This is a genomic window from Pseudomonas sp. MOIL14HWK12:I1 (genome assembly GCF_000510705.1).
GTDB lineage: Bacteria > Pseudomonadota > Gammaproteobacteria > Pseudomonadales > Pseudomonadaceae > Chryseomonas > Chryseomonas oryzihabitans.
The window spans coordinates 65,431-86,650 of sequence record NZ_KI783309.1; the positions used below are offsets into that span (position 1 = coordinate 65,431).

18 protein-coding genes and 1 riboswitch are annotated in these 21,220 nt (G+C 66.4%); of the genes, 6 read left to right on the forward strand and 12 right to left on the reverse strand.

What is annotated here, in order from left to right; all coding sequences use genetic code 11:
* Positions 1-8: 8 nt before the first annotated feature.
* The 4 genes from PSEK12I1_RS0121415 to PSEK12I1_RS0121430 all read right to left on the reverse strand — a co-directional run bounded on the left by PSEK12I1_RS0121415 (position 9) and on the right by PSEK12I1_RS0121430 (position 4,555).
* Entirely contained in the window at positions 9-1,430 is a 1,422-nt protein-coding gene (locus PSEK12I1_RS0121415) for a deoxyribodipyrimidine photo-lyase (RefSeq protein ID WP_027602874.1), read from the reverse strand.
* Positions 1,427-2,350, reverse strand: coding sequence for a MerR family transcriptional regulator (locus PSEK12I1_RS0121420; RefSeq protein ID WP_027602875.1), 924 nt, complete (start codon positions 2,348-2,350; stop codon positions 1,427-1,429). The genes PSEK12I1_RS0121415 and PSEK12I1_RS0121420 overlap by 4 nt, the downstream gene beginning before the upstream one ends.
* 10 nt (positions 2,351-2,360) lie before the next feature.
* Positions 2,361-3,332: a DUF523 and DUF1722 domain-containing protein gene (locus tag PSEK12I1_RS0121425; protein ID WP_027602876.1), complete on the reverse strand. Its 972-nt coding sequence runs from the start codon at positions 3,330-3,332 to the stop codon at positions 2,361-2,363.
* Positions 3,333-3,457: 125 nt separating this feature from the next.
* Positions 3,458-4,555, reverse strand: coding sequence for an NAD(P)/FAD-dependent oxidoreductase (locus PSEK12I1_RS0121430; protein ID WP_077173138.1), 1,098 nt, complete (start codon positions 4,553-4,555; stop codon positions 3,458-3,460).
* Positions 4,556-4,620: 65 nt separating this feature from the next.
* Between PSEK12I1_RS0121430 and PSEK12I1_RS0121435 the strand changes: the two genes are divergently transcribed.
* Both PSEK12I1_RS0121435 and PSEK12I1_RS0121440 read left to right on the forward strand, forming a co-directional pair.
* A complete protein-coding gene (locus tag PSEK12I1_RS0121435; protein ID WP_027602877.1) occupies positions 4,621-5,529 on the forward strand; it encodes a TIGR01777 family oxidoreductase in 909 nt (302 codons plus the stop codon).
* Positions 5,526-6,581: a ferrochelatase gene (locus PSEK12I1_RS0121440; RefSeq protein WP_027602878.1), complete on the forward strand. Its 1,056-nt coding sequence runs from the start codon at positions 5,526-5,528 to the stop codon at positions 6,579-6,581. Before PSEK12I1_RS0121435 ends, PSEK12I1_RS0121440 begins: the two co-directional genes overlap by 4 nt.
* A 22-nt stretch (positions 6,582-6,603) precedes the next feature.
* Here the strand turns inward: PSEK12I1_RS0121440 and PSEK12I1_RS0121445 are convergent, their stop codons facing one another.
* Both PSEK12I1_RS0121445 and upp read right to left on the reverse strand, forming a co-directional pair.
* A complete protein-coding gene (locus PSEK12I1_RS0121445) occupies positions 6,604-7,869 on the reverse strand; it encodes a uracil-xanthine permease family protein (protein ID WP_027602879.1) in 1,266 nt (421 codons plus the stop codon).
* Between the two features lie 2 nt (positions 7,870-7,871).
* Positions 7,872-8,510, reverse strand: coding sequence for a uracil phosphoribosyltransferase (upp, locus tag PSEK12I1_RS0121450; protein ID WP_027598946.1), 639 nt, complete (start codon positions 8,508-8,510; stop codon positions 7,872-7,874).
* A 255-nt stretch (positions 8,511-8,765) separates the two neighbouring features.
* Here upp and PSEK12I1_RS0121455 point away from each other — a divergent pair, with 255 nt between their 5' ends.
* From PSEK12I1_RS0121455 to PSEK12I1_RS0121465, 3 genes are all read left to right on the forward strand, one after another.
* On the forward strand, positions 8,766-9,320 hold the full coding sequence (locus PSEK12I1_RS0121455) for a hypoxanthine-guanine phosphoribosyltransferase (protein WP_027602880.1): 555 nt from the start codon (positions 8,766-8,768) through the stop codon (positions 9,318-9,320).
* Entirely contained in the window at positions 9,317-9,787 is a 471-nt protein-coding gene (locus tag PSEK12I1_RS0121460) for a WbuC family cupin fold metalloprotein (RefSeq protein WP_027602881.1), read from the forward strand. Before PSEK12I1_RS0121455 ends, PSEK12I1_RS0121460 begins: the two co-directional genes overlap by 4 nt.
* 116 nt (positions 9,788-9,903) lie before the next feature.
* A complete protein-coding gene (locus tag PSEK12I1_RS0121465; protein WP_007161573.1) occupies positions 9,904-10,191 on the forward strand; it encodes a PA4642 family protein in 288 nt (95 codons plus the stop codon).
* An 83-nt stretch (positions 10,192-10,274) separates the two neighbouring features.
* On the opposite strand, the gene PSEK12I1_RS0121470 is transcribed toward PSEK12I1_RS0121465, so the two are convergent.
* From PSEK12I1_RS0121470 to ahcY, 3 genes are all read right to left on the reverse strand, one after another.
* Positions 10,275-12,161: a DEAD/DEAH box helicase gene (locus tag PSEK12I1_RS0121470; protein WP_027602882.1), complete on the reverse strand. Its 1,887-nt coding sequence runs from the start codon at positions 12,159-12,161 to the stop codon at positions 10,275-10,277.
* Positions 12,162-12,345: 184 nt separating this feature from the next.
* Complete coding sequence (gene metF, locus PSEK12I1_RS0121475) at positions 12,346-13,182, reverse strand: methylenetetrahydrofolate reductase [NAD(P)H] (RefSeq protein ID WP_007161575.1); 837 nt, start codon at positions 13,180-13,182, stop codon at positions 12,346-12,348.
* A gap of 47 nt (positions 13,183-13,229) precedes the next feature.
* Positions 13,230-14,636: an adenosylhomocysteinase gene (gene ahcY, locus PSEK12I1_RS0121480; protein WP_007161576.1), complete on the reverse strand. Its 1,407-nt coding sequence runs from the start codon at positions 14,634-14,636 to the stop codon at positions 13,230-13,232.
* Between the two features lie 22 nt (positions 14,637-14,658).
* A riboswitch (S-adenosyl-L-homocysteine riboswitch) is annotated at positions 14,659-14,801 on the reverse strand.
* Between the two features lie 151 nt (positions 14,802-14,952).
* On the opposite strand from ahcY, the gene PSEK12I1_RS0121485 reads away from it, so the two are divergent.
* Entirely contained in the window at positions 14,953-15,348 is a 396-nt protein-coding gene (locus tag PSEK12I1_RS0121485; protein ID WP_007161577.1) for an acyl-CoA thioesterase, read from the forward strand.
* On the opposite strand, the gene PSEK12I1_RS0121490 is transcribed toward PSEK12I1_RS0121485, so the two are convergent.
* The 3 genes from PSEK12I1_RS0121490 to purH form a co-directional block, all read right to left on the reverse strand.
* Complete coding sequence (locus PSEK12I1_RS0121490) at positions 15,332-18,106, reverse strand: response regulator (RefSeq protein WP_027602883.1); 2,775 nt, start codon at positions 18,104-18,106, stop codon at positions 15,332-15,334. The two genes, PSEK12I1_RS0121485 and PSEK12I1_RS0121490, sit on opposite strands and share 17 nt — an antisense overlap.
* Before the next feature lie 94 nt (positions 18,107-18,200).
* Positions 18,201-19,484, reverse strand: a complete 1,284-nt coding sequence (gene purD / locus PSEK12I1_RS0121495; protein WP_027602884.1) for a phosphoribosylamine--glycine ligase — start codon at positions 19,482-19,484, stop codon at positions 18,201-18,203.
* Positions 19,485-19,572: 88 nt separating this feature from the next.
* Positions 19,573-21,165 (reverse strand): bifunctional phosphoribosylaminoimidazolecarboxamide formyltransferase/IMP cyclohydrolase, encoded by a 1,593-nt coding sequence (gene purH, locus PSEK12I1_RS0121500; RefSeq protein WP_027602885.1) that lies wholly within the window; start codon positions 21,163-21,165, stop codon positions 19,573-19,575.
* Between the last annotated feature and the right edge of the window lie 55 nt (positions 21,166-21,220).

Genomic DNA, 21,220 nt, shown 5'->3' on the forward strand with positions numbered 1-21,220 from the left:
AGCCGGACCTAGTCCGGCTTTTTCGTTTCCGTCTTGCGCGCCATGCCACGGTAGGCGGACAGGGCGCGCTGGCGACTCTCGCCCAGGTCCACCAGCGGCGTCAGGTAACGGCCCCCGGGGGTGTGCACGGCCTTGCCCTTGAGGTCGGCCAGCTCCGGTATCCAGGTGCGCACATAATCGCCCCGGGCATCGATCTTGAGCGCCTGGGTATGGGGATTGAATACCCGGAAATAGGGCACCGAATCGGTACCGGTGGAGGCGCTCCACTGCCAGCCGCCGTTGTTGGAGGCCAGATCGCCGTCGATGAGGTGCTGCATGAACCAGCGTTCACCTTCACGCCAGTCGATCAGCAAATTCTTGCAGAGAAACATGGCGGTCAGCATGCGCATGCGGTTGTGCATCCAGCCGGTCTGCAGGAGCTGGCGCATGGCGGCATCGATGATGGGAATCCCGGTGCGCCCCTGCTGCCAGGCGTCGAGGCCTTCGGGGTCGTCGCGCCAGGGCAGGGCGGCCAGATCCCGGTTGAACGGCTGGTGCCGCGAAACCCAGGGATAGCCCACCAGCACGTGGCGATAGAATTCGCGCCAGAGCAACTCGGTGATCCAGGTGGCCGCCCCCTGCTTGCCGCCGCTGAGCAGGCCGTCATTGGCCCGGACCGCCGCCTGCAGGCACTGCCGGGGCGTCAGCACGCCGGCGTTGAGGTAGGCGGACAACTGGCTGGTACCGGGTGTGGAGGGAATGTCCCGCGCCTGGTGATAGTCCTCCAGGTCGTCCTGGATAAAGGCCTGCAGACGCTGCAGGCCGGCCTCTTCACCGGCCGGCCACAGCTGTTGCACCTCGGGCGAGATGGCCGCAAAGCCGGCGACCGAGGTGGGCAGGTCATCCGCCTGGACCAGACTTTTCTTCCGCTTGCCGGGAGCGGGCAGGGGCGTCGGCAGACCGGTTTCCAGGCGTGCCAGGCAGGTCTTCCTGAACTGGCCGAAGACCTTGAAATAGCCGCCGCTCTTGGTCAGCACCGTACCCGGCGCGAACAGCGTCTGGTCCAGATAGCGATGGGCCGTCAGCCCCGCCGCTTCGAAGGCTTCAGCCACGGCGTCGTCGCGCGCGGCTTCGTTGACCCCGTATTCGTCATTGAAGTGCAGGTGTTCGAGGTCCAGTTCCCTGGCCAGCTCGAGCAACACCTGGGGTGCCTGTTCCCAGCGCTCGGCGCTACGCACCAGCAGGGGGATACCGAGAGAACCGAGCGTCTTGCCCAGTTCGGCGAGATTGCGCAGCCAGAAATCGACCTTGACCGCCGCCTCGTCATGTTCCTGCCACTGGGCAGGACTCAGCAGGAAGACGGCCACCACCGGACCCTGTTCGGCGGCGGCGTGGAGAGCGGGATGATCGAGGGTGCGCAGGTCGGTACGAAACCAGACGAGCTGACTCATGCGTGGCGTTCCTGGCGCAGGAGGCCGGCACTCTGCAGGCGGTCGAAGGCCTCCCCCGGGCTGCGCGCCGGTGCGGCATCGGCGGTCAGGGATTCGCCCAGAGCGCCCAGGGTCAGGCAGGGGCGGGCATGGCGGTTGGCGAAGGTCTGCAGCTGGCGGCGCAGCTCGCTGTCGGGTCGACTGTCACGGCAGAGCACCAGCGCCCGGGGCTCCAGCTGCTCGACCAGGCGATCCAGATTGCCCGCGGGGACCGCCCATTCCACGATCTCGACCGGGCACTCGGCGGCGCTGATCAGCCAGGCGCAGAGCCACAGGGACACATTAATCGGCGTGTCGTCAAGATTGAGCAGCACCAAGGGGGCGCCTCTCAAGCTGTGCTGGCTGTGGTAGATCCGCGCGCCCAGCTTGCTGCGCAGCCAGGACTGGAAGAACACCTGTTGCAAGCGGCCATCGTCGGTGGCCTGGCTCAGGCGCTCCAGTTCCCGCAGCAGCGGCCAGAGCAACTGGTCCAGCAGCACCCGCGGGGGATAGAGCGAGGCGGCGCGATTGTAGGCTTCGTCCAGGGCGCGCGAGGCCAGCCGGCCGATGGCGTCCATCATCTCCTGATGGATGCCCTGCCAAGGCGTGTCGCTAGGTACCGCGGCGGGCCGCTGTTCGTCGAGCAGTCCCTTGACCTGGCTGACCGCCACGCCGCGGGCGATCCAGGCGAGGATCTGCTGCACCCGGACCACATGGGCCTCGCTGTACAGCCGATGGCCCTTGGGGGTGCGCTTGGGCACCAGCAAGCCATAGCGCCGCTCCCAGGCCCTCAACGTCACGGCGTTCACGCCGGTGCGCCGGGCGATTTCCCGGATGGGCAGCCAGCCCTCATGGAGAGCGGACTGGTAGTCCTGCTCTTCGGCGTTGGACGACGAAGGCAAGGGAGAGGCGCTAGATGGCATTTCGCAGACTCAGGCGTTCGGGGTGCGGTTGGAGATAGGCCTGCTCGTTCACATAACGATCCGGATGCTGGCGGAAGTGGTGCTTGAGCAGCGTTAGGGGCACGACCAGAGGAACGACGCCCTCGTGGTACTGCTCGATGAGCTGTTGCATTTCCTGCTTCTCGCTGTCGCTCAGGACCCGACGCAGATAACCGAATAGATGATAGAGCACATTGCAGTGAGTACCACGGGTAGCGCACTTTTTCAGTGCAGCCATCAGGCCACTGAAATACTCCTGTCCCAGCTCGTCCAGATTGCGCTGGCCGATGCTGCCGACCAACTGACCAAGCGCCCGGGCCCGGTGGGCATCATGGGCCATGAGTTGGTACTTGTAGCGCGAATGATAGGACAGCAGGGCACGTGCCGTCAGGCCTTGTTGCATGAGCTGCAGCCAATGAGCGTGGGCGAAGACGCGGGTGACGAAGTTTTCCCGCAGCACCGGATCATTCAGGCGCCCGGCTTCTTCCACCGGCAAGTCCGGTCGTAGACGCATGATGGCGGCGGCGAACAGGCCGCGACCGTCGGTTTCGCTGCCCTGGCCATTGGCGTGATAGACCTTGACCCTTTCCATGCCACAGGAAGGCGATTTCTGCATGAAGATGAAGCCGGACAGGTCGGTGAGCTCGCCCGCCATCTTTTCCCCGTAGCGGGTCAGGGCGGCGGTCACGTCCAGGCTGGGGTCGACGGTGCCCACCGCGCGCGGCGCCTGGGAGTCGCCCACCAGGCGGATGGGTTCGCGGGGCGTGCCGAGGCCGATGGCCATTTCCGGGCAGACCCGGACGAAGTCGAAGTGCTCGGCGAAGGTCTGGCTGCAGAGCCGGGATTCCTTGTGTCCACCGTTATAGCGGACTTCGTCACCCAGCAGGCAGGCACTGATGCCCAGGCGCGGGCGGGGCAGGCTGGAGGAGGAGTTGGCAAGCATGGAGATCCCCTGTCGTGTATTTTCTTGTACAAGGTTTTCCTGTTTGTACAAGTTTGGTGCAACTTTCGACAGGGGGCTGCGGCAAAAGATTCGCCGCAGGTTACAGACGGCGTGCGCTTCGTCGCTTAATCCAGACTGCTCAGGAGCTGCTGCGCAGCCTCATGACCACTCAACCAGGCCCCTTCCACCCGCCCGCTGGAGCACCAGTCGCCACAGACGAAGACGCCCATGTCGGGGTCGGCCAGGGCGCCCCACTGGTGAGGTTGCGCGGGGCGTGCATAGAGCCAGCGATGGGCCAGGGTAAAGGCCGGCGCCGGCAGCGGACAGCCGATCAGCTCGGCGAAGGCGCCGTGCAGACGTTCGATCACCGCGTCCTTGGAGGCATCGATGTGCGCCTTGCTCCAGGCGCTGGTGGCGTGCAGCACCCAGGTGTCCAGGGTGGTGTCGCGCCCGGGCTTGCAGCGATTGCGCGCCAGCCAGTCCAGTTCGCTGCCCTGCACGAAGCAGCCTTCCACCGGGGTCTGCAGGGGCGTGGCGAAGGCCAGGGCCACCGACCAGGTCGGTTCCATGCTGACGCCGGCCACGGTGGCCGCCAGCTTGGGCACGCTGGAGAGCAGGGCGGTGGCCTGGGGCGCCGGCATGGCGATGACGACCTGGGCGAAGGGGCCGTGGGTCTCGCCGCTGGCGTCCAGCAGGTGCCAGTGCTGGGCGCCGCGAAAGACCTCGGTGATGCGGCAGTCGAAGGTGACCGGCAGATCGGCCAGCAGGTGGCGGGTGATGGCGCTCATGCGCGGCACCCCGACCCAGCGCGGCTGCTCGTCCTGGGAGGGACTCAGGCGCCCGTCGCGATACTGGTAGAGCACCGGATTCCATTCGGCCGCGCAACCGGCTCGCCGCCATTCGTTGAGGGCGTCGATGAAGCGCCGGTCGCGGGCGGTGAAATATTGGGCGCCCAGGTCCAGGGCACCGGCTTCGCTGCGCTTGCTGGCCATGCGGCCGCCGCTGCCGCGGCTCTTGTCGAAGATCTGGACCTGCTGCCCGGCGCGAATCAGCGTCTGGGCCGCGGCAAGTCCGGCTATTCCTGCGCCAACGATGGCGATGGGGGCAGTCATGATGGACCTCGCTTGTCTGACGATTCGCCCTTGTCGAACGTTTGCGCGCGCAAGGGCTCTACGGCTACGACTGGCAACCGTTCTGGATCTTTCGACCCACGACCATACCAAACAATCCTCTTCCCTTCGTTCAGATGCATACGGGCGGCAGGGCAATACGAGAAGGAAGTGACGACATGCATATCCTGCTGACAGGTGGCACCGGATTGATCGGCCGCGCGCTGTGCCGCCAATGGGCGGCTGCCGGGCACCAGCTCACCGTGCTCAGCCGCGATCCGGCGCGGGTGACGCGCGAATGCGGACCCGGCGTGCGCGGCATCGCCCAGCTGGACGCGCTGGGCGACGAGCACCTGGACGCGGTGGTCAACCTGGCCGGCGCGCCCATCGCCGACAAGCCCTGGACCCGCAGTCGCAAGGCCGAACTCTGGCAGAGCCGCATCGGCACCACCGAGCGCCTGATCGAGTGGCTGCGCGGGCGCCCGCAGAAACCCGCGGTCCTGCTCTCCGGCTCGGCCACCGGCTTCTATGGCGACAGCGGCGAAAAACCGGTGAGCGAGGCCGACAGCCTGGCCGGCCCCGACTTCGCTGGCGAGCTGTGCCTGGCCTGGGAGCAGATCGCCAACGAGGCCGAGCAACTGGGCATCCGCGTGGTCAACCTGCGCACCGGCCTGGTACTGGCCGCCGACGACGGCTTTCTGCTGCGCCTGCTGCCGCCCTTCCGCTTCGGCCTGGGCGCGCGCCTGGGCAATGGACGCCAATGGATGCCCTGGATTCATTTACAGGATCAAATCGGGGCCATCGATTTTCTTCTCAACCGAAGCGACGCCCAGGGTCCCTATAATCTCTGTGCCCCCCAGCCGGTCCGCAACCGCGAGTTCACCGAAGCGCTGGGGCGGGCCTTGCGGCGCCCGGCGCGATTGCTGATTCCCGCCTTCGCCCTGCGCCTGATGGGAGAGCTGTCCATCCTCCTGCTGGGTGGTCAGCGCGCCCGACCCGAGCGCCTGCTCGCGGCCGGGTATGTCTTTCGCTATCCCGAGCTGGACGCGGCCCTGGCCGACCTGCTCGCTGCCAAGGATTCACGATGACTACCAACGCTCTGCTGCTCGCCAACTTGGGTTCGCCCGATTCGCCCCACGTCCCCGACGTGAAGCGCTATCTGAACCAGTTCCTGATGGATCCCTATGTGGTCGATCTGCCCTGGCCGCTGCGCCGTCTGCTGGTGTCCCTGGTGCTGATCAAGCGACCCGCCGCCTCGGCCGAGGCCTATGAGTCGATCTGGTGGGACGATGGCTCGCCGCTGATCGTGCTCAGCCGCCGCCTGCAGGAGGCCGTGCGGCCTCTCTGGCGCCACGGTCCGGTGGAGTTGTGCATGAGATACGGCGAGCCATCGGTGGAATCGGTGCTCAAGCGCCTGGCCAGCCAGGGCATCCGCGAAGTGACCTATGCGCCGCTCTATCCGCAGTTCGCCGACAGCACCACCACCACCGCCATCGTCGAGGCACGGCGGGTGATCGAGGCCCATCAGCTGCCGCTGACGCTGAAGATCCTGCCGCCCTTCTACGACCGTCCGGAATACCAGGCGGCGCTGGCGGCCAGTGTCGAGCCCTATCTCGAGGAGCCCTACGACCACCTGTTGTTGTCCTTCCACGGCTTGCCCGAGCGGCACATTCGCAAGCTGGTCAAGGATCGCAGCCACGACCTGCGCGCGCCCGACAGCAGCAAGGTCAGCGCCAAGGCCCTGGCCGTCTGCTATCGCAGCCAGTGCCAGCGCACCGCCGAGCTGGTGGCCCGGCGCCTGGGCATTCCCGATGGCAAGTGGTCGGTGTCCTTCCAGTCACGGCTGGGCAAGGACAAGTGGATCGAGCCCTACACCGAGGCGCGGCTGGACGAGCTGGCCAAGGCCGGCGTGAAGCGTCTGCTGGTGATGTGCCCGGCCTTTGTCGCCGATTGCATCGAGACGCTGGAAGAGATCGGCGATCGCGGGCGCGAGCAGTTCATCGAAGCCGGTGGCCGGGAGCTGGTGCTGATTCCCTGCGTCAACGACGACCCGGCCTGGGCGCAGGCGCTGGTGGAACTGTGCGAAGAGGTGGCGGAGCTGCCGCCGCAGCCCATCGAGCAACCCAAGATGCCGGCCTAGGCCGGCATCTGGAGGGGTGCCGTCAGAGCAGCGGACGCTCAGGCGGCTCGGCGTCCTTCTTCCAGGCGTTGTGCCCGGGCAGTACCAGGTTGAGGCCGATAGCGATCAGGCCGCAGAGGGAGATGCCCTTGAGGCCTATCTCGCCGTTGCCGAAGACGATGCCGCCGATGCCGAACACCAGGGTCACCGAGACGATCACCAGGTTGCGCGCCTCGGACAGATCCACCTGATGGCGGATCAGGATGTTCAGCCCCACCACTGCGATGGAGCCGAACAGCAGGCAGAGGATGCCGCCCATGACCGGCACCGGGATGGTTTGCAGTGCCGCGCCGAACTTGCCGACGAAAGCCAGCACCATGGCGAAGCCCGCCGCCCACAGCATGACCCGCGGATTGTGGTTCTTGGTCAGCATCACCGCGCCGGTCACCTCGGCGTAGGTGGTGTTGGGCGGTCCGCCGAACAGGCCGGCGGAGGAGGTGGCCAGGCCGTCACCCAGCAGGGTGCGGTGCAGACCGGGTTGCTTGAGGTAGTTCTTGCCGGTCACACCGCCCACCGCGATCACCCCGCCGACATGCTCGATGGCCGGCGCCAGGGCCACCGGGACCATGAACAGGATGGCGCCCCAGTGGAATTCCGGTGCGACGAAGGCCGGGATCGCCAGCCAGGGCGCAGCGCCGATGCCCTCGGTATGGACGATGCCGAAGACGAAGGCCAGCGCGTAGCCGACGAAGACCCCGGCGAGGATGGGCACCAGGCGGAACATGCCCTTGCCGTAGATGGCCACCAGCAGGGTGGTGACCAGCGCCGGCATGGAGATCATCATCGCCGTGGCATAGGGCACCAGCTGGGCGCTGCCGTCACCGGCCTTGCCCATGGCCATGTTGGCCGCCACCGGCGACAGGCCCAGGCCGATGGAAATGATCACCGGGGCGATCACCACCGGCGGCAGCAGGCGGTCGATGAAGCCCACGCCACGCAGCTTCACCGCCAGCCCCAGGAAGGTGTAGACGAAGCCGGCCGCCACCACGCCGCCCAGCACCGCCGGCAGGCCGAATTCGGCCTTGGCGGCGATGATCGGGGCGATGAAGGCAAAGCTCGACGCCAGGAACACCGGGACCTGACGGCCGGTGACCAGATGGAACAGCAGGGTGCCGAAGCCTGCGGTGAAGAGGGCCACATTGGGGTCCATGCCGGTGATCAGCGGCATCAGCACCAGGGCGCCAAAGGCCACGAAGAGCATCTGGGCGCCGACCAGGATCTCCCGCCAGAGCGGTTCCCGCGCGGTCACGCTCAGGCGTCCTTCTGCTTGGTGCCGAAGATCTTGTCACCGGCATCGCCCAGGCCCGGCAGGATGTAGCCATGCTCGTTGAGGCGCTCGTCGATGGAGGCGGTGTAGAGGCGCACGTCCGGATGGGCTTGCTCGACCGCGGCGATGCCCTCGGGCGCCGCGACCAGCACTAGGGCGCGGATTTCCTTGGCCCCGGCCTTCTTCAGCAGATCGATGGTGGCGATCAGGGAGCCGCCGGTGGCCAGCATGGGATCGATGATCATGGCCAGGCGCTGGTCCAGTTCGCCGACCAGCTTTTCCAGATAGGTGTGGGCCTGCAGGGTGGATTCGTTGCGGGCGAGGCCCACCACGCTGACCCGGGCGCTGGGGATCAGGCTGAGCACGCCGTCGAGCATGCCGATGCCGGCGCGCAGGATGGGCACCACGGTGACCTTCTTGCCGGAGATCTTTTCCACCTTGACGGTACCGCACCAGCCCTCGATGTCCACCTCTTCCACCGGTAGGTCCTTGGTCGCCTCGTAGGTCAGCAGGGCACCGACTTCCTGGGCCAGTTCACGGAAGTTTTTGGTGCTGATGTCGGCGCGCCGCATCAGACCGAGCTTGTGACGGATGAGCGGGTGGCGGATTTCGTGGACGGGCATGGGATTCTCCAGAGACGGTAGGGCAGCGGATCGAGGGCGGTTTCGGTACGACCGGCGGCCCGAAGGCCTGCCGCAGGAAGGGCAGGCGCACAAAAAAACCGCGGTACATTAAAGCATCCGGCTCGAGGTGGGCAGTACCCTGCGACAATAGTAGCCGCCTGGCGGCGCTTGAGATCGGTCCGCGGTGTCTGTACCTTTGCCGCCTTTTATCCGCGCCAACCACCCCGCAGGCGCCCCGTCCCCCGGAGAAGCCCCATGTCCGCCGATCTCGCCCACATCCGCCAGGTCATGCAGGAAGCCGATTGCCTGTATGACGAAGCCCAGGTCGAAGCGGCCATCGACCGGATCGCCGCGGCCATCACCGCCGATCTCGCCGAGCGCAATCCGGTGGTCTTCTGCGTCATGAATGGCGGCCTGATCCTGACCGGCAAGCTGGCCACCCGGCTGAATTTCCCGCTGGAAATGTCCTATCTGCACGCCACCCGCTATCGCAACGAGACCACTGGCGGCGAGCTGTTCTGGAAGGCCAAGCCCGAGGTGTCCTTCATCGATCGCGACGTCCTGATCGTCGACGACATCTTCGACGAGGGCCACACCCTCAAGGCCATCATCGACTTCTGCCGCCATGCCGGCGCCCGCGAGGTCCATACCGCGGTGCTGATCGACAAGACCCACGACCGCAAGGTCAAGGGCCTGCAAGCCACCTATGTCGGCCTGCCCTGCATCGATCGTTACATCTTCGGCTACGGCATGGACTACAAGGGCTACTGGCGCAATGCGCCCGGCATCTACGCCGTGAAGGGGCTGTGACCGCCCGGCTGTTCGATCAGGCGCTGTTCGCCGACCTGCTCCGGCAGGCGGCGGCCAGTCCGCGCCGCCGTGCCCATCACAACCTGCACGCCATGGACGAGCCCTGCCACCGCCTGGTGGTGGGCATGTGCGAGGACAGCTACATCCCGCCCCATCGCCACCTGGATCCGCACAAGTCCGAGAGTCTGCTGGTGCTGCAGGGCCGACTCGGGCTGTTGACCTTCAGCGAAGAAGGGCAGGTGCGGCTGCGCCGCGAGTTGTCCCAGCGCGCCGGTTGCCCGGGCGTCGATCTCGCCCCCGGGCACTACCATGCGCTGGTTGCCCTGGAGGGCGACTGCCTGTTCTTCGAATGCAAGGCCGGGCCCTTCGTGCCTCTGGGCGAGGGTGAGCGACCCGACTGGGCACCGCTGGAAGGCGCCGCCGATGCCGAGCGCTATCGCCGCTGGATGCGCGCTCAATTCGATTGAACTTTTGATCGGGGTCGCGGTATTGCCCTGGCTTTGTCACTGGCGGGCAGGCGAGGGGCGGGGTTAGAATCGGCCCTCTTTTCTCCAAAGAATCCCCCAGCACAGGTAGCCAAAGGATGCGCAAGGATAAAAAGCAGGTCATCGGTGAAGAGATCAGCGACGAGCAGATCAAGCTGTTTCTCGCGGTCGAGCCGGCGGACGATACCCCCGCGTCTCTGCACAAGCTGGTCAAGGCCTATCGCGGTCTGCGTCCGGACGATTTCGAGCGCTTCGTCGGCTTCTTCGTCGAGGCCGGCTACGATCTGGATGCCCGTAACGATCAGGGTGAAGACTTCATCGAGCTGATCCGCAGCCATCGCCAGGCCGAGCCCTATATCGACGCCCTGCGCGCCGCCCACGCCTGATCTGCCACGGCCAAAAAGAAACCCCGCCAAGGCGGGGTTTCTTTTTGCCTGGAGTTTGGGCCGCCTGGGCGGCCCGCACTTCATCAGGCTTCGCGGTTGCGGGTCAGCAGCGCGGGCTTCTCGCTGCGCGGCCGGCTCGGCAGGTCTTCCAGCTGCTCCAGGGTAGGCAGGCGGTCGGCACGCGACGGCTTGTGCACGATCTTCGGTTGCGGCTTGCTCGATGCCCGCTCTTCCTGGGCATAGGCACGCGGCTCGCTGGGTGCGGCCTCGTAGGGGCGGGCGGCGCGGGGCTGGCCATTCTGGCCACGGCGCTTGCCGGGCTGCTGCTGTTGCTGGCCACGCTGGGCGCGGGCAGCGCCCTGACCCTGGCCTTGACCCTGACGGGGCTGCTGACCATTGCTGCTCGCGGCTGCCGGACGGGCACCGTTGCCGCCGTTGCCACGGCGCTGGCCGTTGCGACCCTTGCCCTGGTAGGGGCTGACGTAGTCGACGCTGTTGCCGAAGTTGTCGTAATCGTCGTCCAGGAATTCTTCCGGATCGCGATTGCGCGGCTGCTGGGCCGCGGCCTGGCCGGGTTGCGCATTGGCCTGACCGGCGTCGTCGCGATCACGGCGGTCGCGACGATTGCGGGTACGGCCCTTGCGCTCGCCCTGGGGCTGGGCACCGGACTGCTCGCCGCTGGCGGCCTTGCCCTGGTTCTGGCCCTGATTCTGGCCTTTGCCTTCGCTGCGCGCCGGCTTGTCGGCCTTCTTCTGGCGATTCTGCTGCGGCTTGCCACGCGGCTCGCGCGGGGCGCGCACTTCCGGCTGCTCCGGCGGTACGGACTGCGGGTCGAAACCCTGCATGTCGCCGTCGGGAATGCTCTGCTTGGTCAGGCGCTCGATGGCCTTGAGCAGCTTCTCTTCGTCGGGCGAAACCAGGGAGATGGCTTCGCCGCTACGCCCGGCCCGACCGGTACGGCCGATGCGGTGGACATAGTCTTCCTCGACATTGGGCAGCTCGAAGTTGACCACGTGGGGCAACTGGTCGATGTCCAGGCCGCGGGCGGCGATGTCGGTGGCGACGAGGACGCGGACCTCGTTGCTCTTGAAGTCGGCCAGGGCCTTGGTGCGGGCGTTCTGGCTCTTGTTGCCATGGATCGGCGCGGCCGGCAGGCCATGCTTGTTCAGGTACTCGGCCAGGCGGTTGGCGCCGTGCTTGGTGCGGGTGAACACCAGCACCTGTTCCCAGGCACCCAGGGTGATCAGGTGGGCGAGCAGGGCGCGCTTCTGGTTGGCGGGGATGCGGAACAGCCGCTGCTCGATGCGCTCGACGGTAGTGTTCGGCGGGGTGACCTCGATCCGCTCGGGATCCTGCAGCAACTTGCCGGCGAGGTCGGTGATGTCCTTGGAGAAGGTGGCCGAGAACAGCAGGTTCTGGCGGCGGGCCGGCAGACGGGCCAGTACCTTCTTCACGTCGTGGATGAAGCCCATGTCGAGCATGCGGTCGGCTTCGTCCAGCACCAGGATCTCGACGGCGGACAGGTCGACGCTCTGCTGACCGGCGAGGTCCAGCAGACGACCCGGGCAGGCGACGAGCACGTCGACGCCCTTGGCCAGGGCGGTGACCTGCGGCTTGAGGCCGACGCCACCGAAGACGCAGGCGCTGCGCATGGGCAGGTCACGGGCATAGACCTTGAAGCTGTCGTGGACCTGGGCCGCCAGTTCGCGGGTCGGCGTCAGGACCAGTACGCGCGGCTGCTTGGCCACGTGCTGGCGGCCATCGGGATGACCATTGGGAAACAGGCGCTCGAGCACCGGCAGCGCGAAGCCACCGGTCTTGCCGGTGCCGGTCTGGGCAGCCACCATCAGATCGCGACCCTGCAGGACGGCCGGAATGGCGCGTTGCTGAACAGGAGTGGGATTCGTGTAGCCAGCGTCTTCCACGGCGCGGGCAAGGGCCTCGGAGAGACCGAGGGAAATGAAGGACATGCGGGGTTCCTGTCTCTGTCGGCGTCCCGCCGACGTGGGGGCGCGGTTGCGCTTCCGGTTGACGTCCGAAAGGTTTCGGACGTCTCGCCCGCCCTCGTCATCCTGCGCTGGATGAAGAGTCGGGCGATGACCGGTAGCGGTAATCACGATTGGGTGAAGTCGCCGCCAGTTCGCGTGGCCGACTTCAAAAACCGAGGTTTCGCCAGATGGCGATACACGGCTCCGCTTGGTTCAGGGTGTAGAAGTGCACACCGGGTGCCCCGCCTTCGAGCAGTCGCTCGCAGAGGGCGGTCATGACTTCTTCGCCAAAGGCCTGGATGCTCTGGGTGTCGTCACCGTAGGCTTCCAGTTGCTTCCGCAGCCAGCGTGGCAGTTCAGCGCCACAGGCATCGGAGAAGCGCGCCAACTTGCTGTAGTTGGTGATCGGCATGATGCCAGGGATCACTGGGGCTTCGACTCCCAGTTTGCGGACACGTTCCACAAAATGGAAATAGCAGTCGGCGTTGAAGAAGTACTGGGTGACCGCGCGGTCAGCACCGGCCTGCATCTTGTACACGAAATTGCGCACGTCGTCCGTAAAGCTGCGCGCCTGCGGATGGGTTTCCGGATAGGCGGCGACCTCGATATGGAAGTGATCGCCGGTTTCCTCGCGGATGAAGGCGACCAGATCGCTGGCATAACGCAATTCGCCACCACCGGACAGGCCCATGCCGGACGGCAGGTCGCCGCGCAGGGCGACGATGCGGTTGATGCCGGCTTCCCGGTACTGCTGCAGCAGCTCGCGCAACTTGGCCTTGCTGTCGCCGACGCAGGACAGGTGCGGCGCGGTGGGCACGCCGACCTCGTCGTTGAGCTGGCGCACGGTACGATAGGTGCCGTCGCGGGTGGAGCCGCCAGCGCCGTAGGTGCAGGAAAAGAACTCCGGCCCATGACTCGCCAGCTGCCGCGCGGTGGCGATCAGCTTCTCGTGGCCCGCTTCGGTCTTGCAGGGAAAGAATTCGAAACTCAGACTGGGTTTCACGGCGTCTCTCTCGTGAGCGGCCCCGCCCTGGCGGGCGGGGCTGGCCATCAGTAGCGGTAGCTGTCGGGCTTGAAGGGGCCTTCCTGGGTCACGCCGATGTACTTGGCCTGAGCCTCGGTCAGACGGGTCACCACACCACCGAAGCCCTTCACCATTTCCAGCGCCACTTCCTCGTCGAGCTTCTTGGGCAGGACCATGACGGTGACGTTGGCGGTCTTCTCGGCGACCGGCAGGTCGGCGAACTTCTCCTGGTACAGGTGGATCTGCGCCAGCACCTGGTTGGCGAAGGAGCCGTCCATGATGCGGCTGGGGTGACCGGTGGCGTTGCCCAGGTTCACCAGGCGGCCCTCGGCCAGCAGGATCAGGTAGTCGTCGTTGGCCGGATCGACGGTCAGGCCGGTGCGGTGGATCTTGTGCACCTGCGGCTTCACCTCTTCCCAGCCCCAGTGCTGGCGCATGAAGGCGGTGTCGATCTCGTTGTCGAAGTGACCGATGTTGCACACCAGGGCGCGCTTCTTCAGGGCCTTGAGCATGTTGGCGTCACAGACGTTGACGTTGCCGGTGGTGGTGACGATCAGGTCGATCTTGCCCAGCAGGGCGCGATCCACGGAGGCTTCGGTGCCGTCGTTCAGGCCGTCGACATAGGGCGAGACCAGCTCGTAGCCGTCCATGCAGGCCTGCATGGCGCAGATCGGATCGACTTCCGAGACCTTGACGATCATGCCTTCCTGACGCAGCGAGGCGGCCGAGCCCTTGCCCACGTCGCCGTAGCCGATCACCAGCGCCTGCTTGCCGGACAGCAGGTGGTCGGTGGCGCGCTTGATGGCGTCGTTGAGGCTGTGGCGGCAGCCGTACTTGTTGTCGTTCTTGCTCTTGGTGACCGAGTCGTTGACGTTGATCGCCGGGACCTTGAGGGTGCCGTCCTTGAGCATGTCCAGCAGGCGGTGCACGCCGGTGGTGGTCTCTTCGGTGATGCCGTGCACGCGCTCCAGCACCTGCGGATACTTGTCGTGCAGGATCTGGGTCAGGTCACCGCCGTCGTCCAGCACCATGTTGGCGTCCCAGGGCTGGCCATCCTTGAGGATGGTCTGCTCGATGCACCACTCGTATTCGGCTTCGGTCTCGCCCTTCCAGGCGAACACCGGGATGCCGGCGGCGGCGATGGCGGCCGCGGCCTGGTCCTGGGTGGAGAAGATGTTGCAGCTCGACCAGCGCACTTCGGCGCCCAGGGCCACCAGGGTCTCGATGAGCACGGCGGTCTGGATGGTCATGTGGATGCAGCCGAGGATCTTGGCGCCAGCCAGGGGTTGCTCGCCGGCGTACTTGCGTCTCAGACCCATGAGGGCGGGCATTTCCGATTCGGCGATGATGACTTCGCGACGACCCCAGTCGGCCAGGGAGATGTCGGCGACCTTGAAATCGTTGAAAGCGGCAGGCGTGAGGACAGCGCTCATTGAAGAGTCTCCATTCGTTAGGTGCGAATGGGCGCCGTTGATGCGTTCTGATAACGCTCCGCTCGAGCCTGACAACGCCTGGCGTCATGCCCGCCGAGGGTCCCGCGCCAGCGGCGGGTCGGCTAGGATGGGATAACGCAGCGTGCTGCAGCGCCCCTCGAACGGAAGGCGGGGCGGCCTGGTGGCCGCGATGCGCGGGCAGTATAACGAGGATCGCGATAAACCCAAAGGGTGGCGCTCTGCCTCATGTCGACCGGAATCTACCGCGCGCACCCTGATCTGATGACTCGAGACCCTGGAAATTCAAGGAGCCCTGATGAACTTCCATACCCGCAAGTGGGTGAAACCCGAAGACCTCAACGCCAATGGCACCCTGTTCGGCGGCAGTCTGCTCAAGTGGATCGACGAGGAGGCGGCGATCTACGCCATCGTGCAGCTGGAAAATCCCAAGGTGGTGACCAAGTACATCTCCGAGATCAACTTCATCAGCGCCTCGCGCCAGGGCGACATCATCGAATTGGGCATCACCGCCACCGAGTTCGGGCGTACCTCCATCACCCTCAGATGCGAGGTGCGCAACAAGATCACCCGCAAGAGCATCCTCACCATCGACAAGATCGTCTTCGTCAATCTCGACGAGGAAGGCAATCCGGTGCCGCACGGCAAGACCGAGATCACCTACGTCAAGGACAGGTTCAAGGAGTCGCCTTGAGCCCCGCGCGGGTTACGTCCAGCCGCCGTCGCTCGGCCCAGTAGAGCAGCAGTTCGCGCAACTGCGAGAGTTCGATCGGCTTGCCCATGTGGCCGTCCATGCCGGCCTCCTGGGCGCGATCCTTGTGCTCGGCGAGGATGTGGGCGGTGAGGGCCACCACCGGGGTGCGCGACCTATGATTCTGCTGTTCCCAGGCACGTAGCCGGCGGGTGGCGCCGAAGCCGTCCAGCAGCGGCATCTCGCAATCCATCAGGATCAGGTCGTAAGTGTTCTGCTGGAGCTTTTCGAAGGCTTCCAGGCCGTTGCTCACGGTGTCGGGTTCGACGCCGAGCTTCTTCAGCATGCCGCGGATCACCTTGACCGAGATGCTGTTGTCCTCGGCCACCAGCACGCGGAAATCGCTGGGGATGCCGCTGGGCTGTTCTTCGGGCTCGGGTTCGCTGACGCGCTGGCCGCGGCGCGACAGCTCGTCCGCCAGGGTCGCCCTGAGGGTATAGCCGGCCACCGGCTTGGCCAGCACCCGTTTGATGCCGGCGTTGCGGGCGATGACCTTGCTCGGCGCATTGCTCAGGCCGGTGAGCATGATCAGCAGCAGGTCGTGGTTGAGATTCTCGTCTTCGTTGATGCGCGCGGCCAGCTGCATGCCGGTCATGCCCGGCATCTGCTGGTCGAGCAGCACCACGTCGAAGTATTCCCGCAGGTGCGACTGGGTGCGCAGCAGGGCCAGGGCTTCGCGTCCGGACGCGGCGGTGACCGCCTGCATGCCCCAGGCGCTGCATTGCTGCTGCAGGACCTTGCGGCAGAGCTCGTTGTCATCGACCACCAGCACCCGTACGTCCTGCAGCGGATAGTCGCTGTCGCCGCGCGACAGCACCAGCGCCTGGGCCGGGATAGGCAGGCTGATCCAGAAGCTGGAACCGCCCTCGGCGTTGTTCTGGATGCCGAAGTCGCCCTGCATCAGCAGCACCAGTTGGCGGGCGATGATCAGGCCGAAATCCAGGCTGTCGGTGTCGCTGGCGAGGAAGTCGCGGCGGTCGAGGTGGGTGGACAGCAGCTGGCGACTCAGCGCCGCATCCAGCGGGGTGCCGCTGTCCTGCACCGAGATGCGCAGGCGTGGCGGCTGGCCGGTGGCCTCTTCCAGGGAGATCACCAGGAGGATCTCGCCTTCCTCGGTGCGCTGGAAGGCGTTTTCCAGCAGGTTGAGCAGGATCTGGCGCAGGCGGGTCGGATCGCCGATGAAACGGCGGGGCACCTGGGGCTGGATGAAGCTGAGCAGTTCGACCCGGTGCTCCTCGGCGCGCGGCCGGAAGATGTCTAGGCAGTCGTCGAGCAGGGCATTGAGGTCGAAGGTGACCTCTTCCAGTTCGATCTGGCCACTTTCCAGACGGGTGATGTCGATGATCTCGTTGATCAGGTTGAGCAGTTCTGCACCGGCGCTGTGGATGGTCTGCACATAGTCGCGCTGCTTGGCCGACAGCGCCGTGCCCTGCAGCAACTCGGTCATGCCCAGCACGCCGTTCATGGGCGTGCGGATCTCGTGGCTGATGCGCGAAAGGAATTCGGCCTTGCCCTTGAGCTCCGCATGGTTGGCCGCTCTGTCACGGGTACGGGTGAAATGCTCTTCGCGCAGATAGCGACGGCGCTCCTCCAGGGCCAGGGTGAGCAGGATGCCGCTGAACATGCAGCTGGCGATCAGGCCGCGGCCCATCCACACCGGCGGATTGGCGTAACCGGCCAGGATCGGCAGGGCGATCAGCCCGGCCAGGGCCAGCAGGGCGCAGCTCACCACCAGCAGCCGCGCATAGCGGGCACCCTGGTGCCAGCGCTCAAGGGCGATGCTCAGGCAGGCGAACAGCGCCAGACCATTGACCGCCATGAGCCAGTCGCCGATATAGAACTCGCCGGCGGCGATGCGCACCACGGCGGCCAGGGCGACCAGCGCCAGCAGGCCCCTGAGCGTGCGGCGGATCCACAGCGGCAGTCGCCGCCAGCCAAAGAAGGCCCCCACGAAATTCAGCCCGGCGGCGCTGCAGGCCAGCACCGACAGATCGGTCAGCAGCGGCGTCTGGCCCTTGAAGCCGCCCAGGAAGAACTTGCTCAGCCCGAAGATGTTCAGGGCCACGCAGACCAGCATCACCAGCAGCAGGGTGAGGGCGCTGGTGGCGCGACTGCGGTGGTAGAGCAGCTGGGCGCCGTTGTACAGCGCCAGCATGGCCAGGCAGCCGAGCAGCACGCCGAACATCACCAGCCGATGGGTAACCTCTGCTTCGGCACTGCTGCTCAGGGTCAGGGCGATCCGCATCGGCTGGGGCGATTCGAATCTCAGGAAGAGGTCGAGCGGCTGGTCGCTCTGCGGAATCGGAAAGACGAAGTCGCGACTGAGTTGCTGCGGATTGAGCAGCGGCCGCGACAGGCCATCGCGGATCTCGCTGAGCAACTGGTCGTCGCGATAGGCGAAGAAGTCCAGATAGCCGACATTGGGCGAAATGATGCGCAGCAGGCGCTGCTGGGTGTCGGGCTGGATGCGGGTGTGCAGCCAGAGCGCCCCGGGGCCGGCGGGGCGGTGGGCGCGGGCGGTGGTCAGCGGCTTGAAGGCGGACAGCCGGTCACGGACGTCGTCGAGCGAGAATTCGCCCGTGGCGTCCTCGTATTGCGCCCAGCCCGCATCCGGCGAATTCTCGGCCTGCACGGAATTGGCCACCAGCAGCAACAGCAGCCAGCTGACCACAAAGCCTATGGCGATCCAGAGCCGGTGCACGAGAGTTCCCTTCGCAAATGCGGACGTCGAGTATAGATCAGCCCGTCACGTCTGTTGACGTAACAGTGTAACAGGCCGATCCCTTAGGCGAGCTTCACTGTCGCTCGCGGGCGATGGCGCGGTAGCCGATGTCGCTGCGGTAGAAACAGCCCTTCCAGGCGATTTCCCGGGCCAGCGCATAGGCGTTCTGCTGGGCGGCGGAGACCGTTTCGCCCAGGGCCGTGGCGCACAGCACCCGACCGCCGGCCGTGACGACCTGACCATCGCGCAGGCTGGTGCCGGCGTGGAACACTTTGCCCGGCAGGGCCGCGGCGGCTTCGAGACCGCTGATGGCGTCACCCTTGGCGTAGTCGCCCGGATAGCCGCCGGCGGCCAGGACGATGCCCAGACTCGGACGCGGATCCCAGCAGGCTTCGATCTTGTCGAGGGCCTCGGCCAGGGCGGCCTCCACCAGCAGCACCAGGCTGGACTGCAGGCGCAGCATCACCGGCTGGGTCTCGGGATCGCCGAATCGGCAGTTGAATTCGATGACCTTGGGCGCACCGCTCTGGTCGATCATCAGACCGGCATAGAGGAAGCCGGTGTAGACATTGCCTTCGCTGGCCATGCCGGCCACGGTGGGCTCGATGATCTCGCGCATGACTCGCTCGTGGACCTCGGGGGTCACCACCGGCGCCGGGGAATAGGCGCCCATGCCGCCGGTGTTGGGACCGCTGTCGCCGTCGCCGACGCGCTTGTGATCCTGGCTGGTGGCCATCGGCAGGACGTTCTTGCCATCGACCATGACGATGAAGCTGGCTTCCTCGCCGTCGAGGAATTCCTCGATCACCACGCGGGCACCGGCGTCGCCGAAGGCATTGCCGGAAAGCATGTCACGCACGGCGTCCTCGGCTTCGGCCAGGGTCATGGCGACGATCACGCCCTTGCCGGCGGCCAGGCCGTCGGCCTTGATCACGATGGGCGCACCCTGCTCGCGCAGATAGGCCAGGGCCGGCCCCACCTCGGTGAAGTTGGCGTAGGCGGCGGTGGGGATCTGGTGGCGCGCCAGGAAATCCTTGGTGAAGGCCTTGGAGCCTTCCAGCTGGGCCGCACCGGCGGTGGGGCCGAAGCAGGGCAGGCCGCGGCTGCGGAACAGGTCCACCACCCCAGCCACCAGCGGTGCCTCGGGGCCGACGATGGTCAGCTCGACGTTGGCAGCGGCGAAGTCGGCCAGTTGTTCCAGAGCCAGGACGTCCAGGGCGACGTTCTCGCACTTGGCTTCGGTGGCGGTGCCGGCGTTGCCCGGGGCCACATAGACCTTGGTGACCCGGGTGTCCTGGGCGACCTTCCAGGCCAGGGCGTGTTCGCGACCGCCGCTGCCGATGATGAGTACGTTCATGCAGTGTTCCTCTGGCGGCCGCCGGGTGGCGTCCGCACTTTGAATTGGAGCGACGGCGAGGCGCGTGCGGCCTCGCCGGGACGGGCCCTTAGTGGCGGAAGTGACGCATGCCGGTAAAGACCATGGCGATGCCGGCTTCGTCGGCGGCGGCGATGACCTCGGCGTCGCGCATGGAGCCGCCCGGCTGGATCACCGCGGTGATGCCGTTGGCCGCGGCGTTGTCGATGCCGTCACGGAAGGGGAAGAAGGCGTCCGAGGCCATGACCGCGCCGGCCACGGCCAGACCGGCGTGCTCGGCCTTGATGGCGGCGATGCGCGCCGAGTTGACGCGACTCATCTGGCCAGCGCCGATACCCACGGTCTGCTGGCCCTTGGCGTAGACGATGGCGTTGGACTTGACGAACTTGGCCACCTTCCAGGCGAAGATCAGGTCCTGCAGTTCCTGCTCGCTGGGGGCGCGCTGAGTCACCACCTTGAGATCGGCGGCGGTGATCATGGCGATGTCGCGGCTCTGCACCAGCAGACCGCCATTGACGCGCTTGAGGTCCAGGCCGGGCTTGCGCTCGGCGGGCCACTCGCCGCACTCCAGCAGGCGGACGTTGGCCTTGGCCGCGACGACGTCGCGGGCCTCGGCGCTGACGCGCGGGGCGATGATCACCTCGACGAACTGGCGCTCGACGATGGCGCGCGCGGTCTCGGCGTCCAGTTCGCGGTTGAAGGCGATGATGCCGCCGAAGGCCGACTCGCTGTCGGTGGCATAGGCCAGTTCATAGGCCTGGCGGATGTCGCTGGCCACGGCCACGCCACAGGGGTTGGCGTGCTTGACGATGACGCAGGCCGGCTCCTCGTAGCTCTTGACGGTTTCCAGGGCGGCGTCGGTGTCGGCGACGTTGTTGAAGGACAGTTCCTTGCCCTGCAGCTGGGTGGCGGTGGCCACGCAGGCCTCGCTGGCGTGCTCGACATAGAAGGCCGCCTGCTGGTGCGGGTTCTCGCCGTATCTCATGTCCTGCGCCTTGATGAACTGGGCGCTGAAGGTACGCGGGAAGGCGGCGCGGCCTTCGGTGGACAGGGTCTCGGCCTGCTGGTCGATGCTGCCCAGGTAGTTGGCGATCATGCCGTCGTAGGCGGCGGTGTGCTCGAAGGCCTTGAGCGCCAGGTCGAAGCGCTGGGCATAGGTCAGGCCGCCGGCCTTGAGGTCGTCAAGGATGGACGCGTAGTCGCTGGCATTGACCACGATGGCGACGTCCTTGTGGTTCTTGGCCGCGCTGCGGACCATGGTCGGACCGCCGATGTCGATGTTCTCGATGGCGTCGGCCAGGCTGCAACCGGGCTTGGCCACGGTGGCGGCGAAGGGGTAGAGATTGACCGCGACCAGGTCGATCGGGCGGATGCCGTGCTCGCTCATGACCTCGTGGTCGATGCCGCGGCGGCCGAGGATGCCGCCGTGGATCTTCGGATGCAGGGTCTTGACGCGGCCGTCCATCATTTCCGGGAAGCCGGTGTAGTCGGCGACTTCCACAGCGGGGATGCCTTCGTCGCGCAGCAGCTTGTAGGTCCCGCCGGTGGACAGGATTTCCACGCCGATGGCCGCGAGTTCACGGGCGAAGTCGACGACGCCCGTCTTGTCGGACACGCTGATCAGCGCACGGCGGACGGGGAGGCGAGAGGTCTGGTCGGTCATGGTCATGTCCATCAGGAGGAGAGAGACCGCCGGTCAAGCCCCCTGGGCCGCCGGC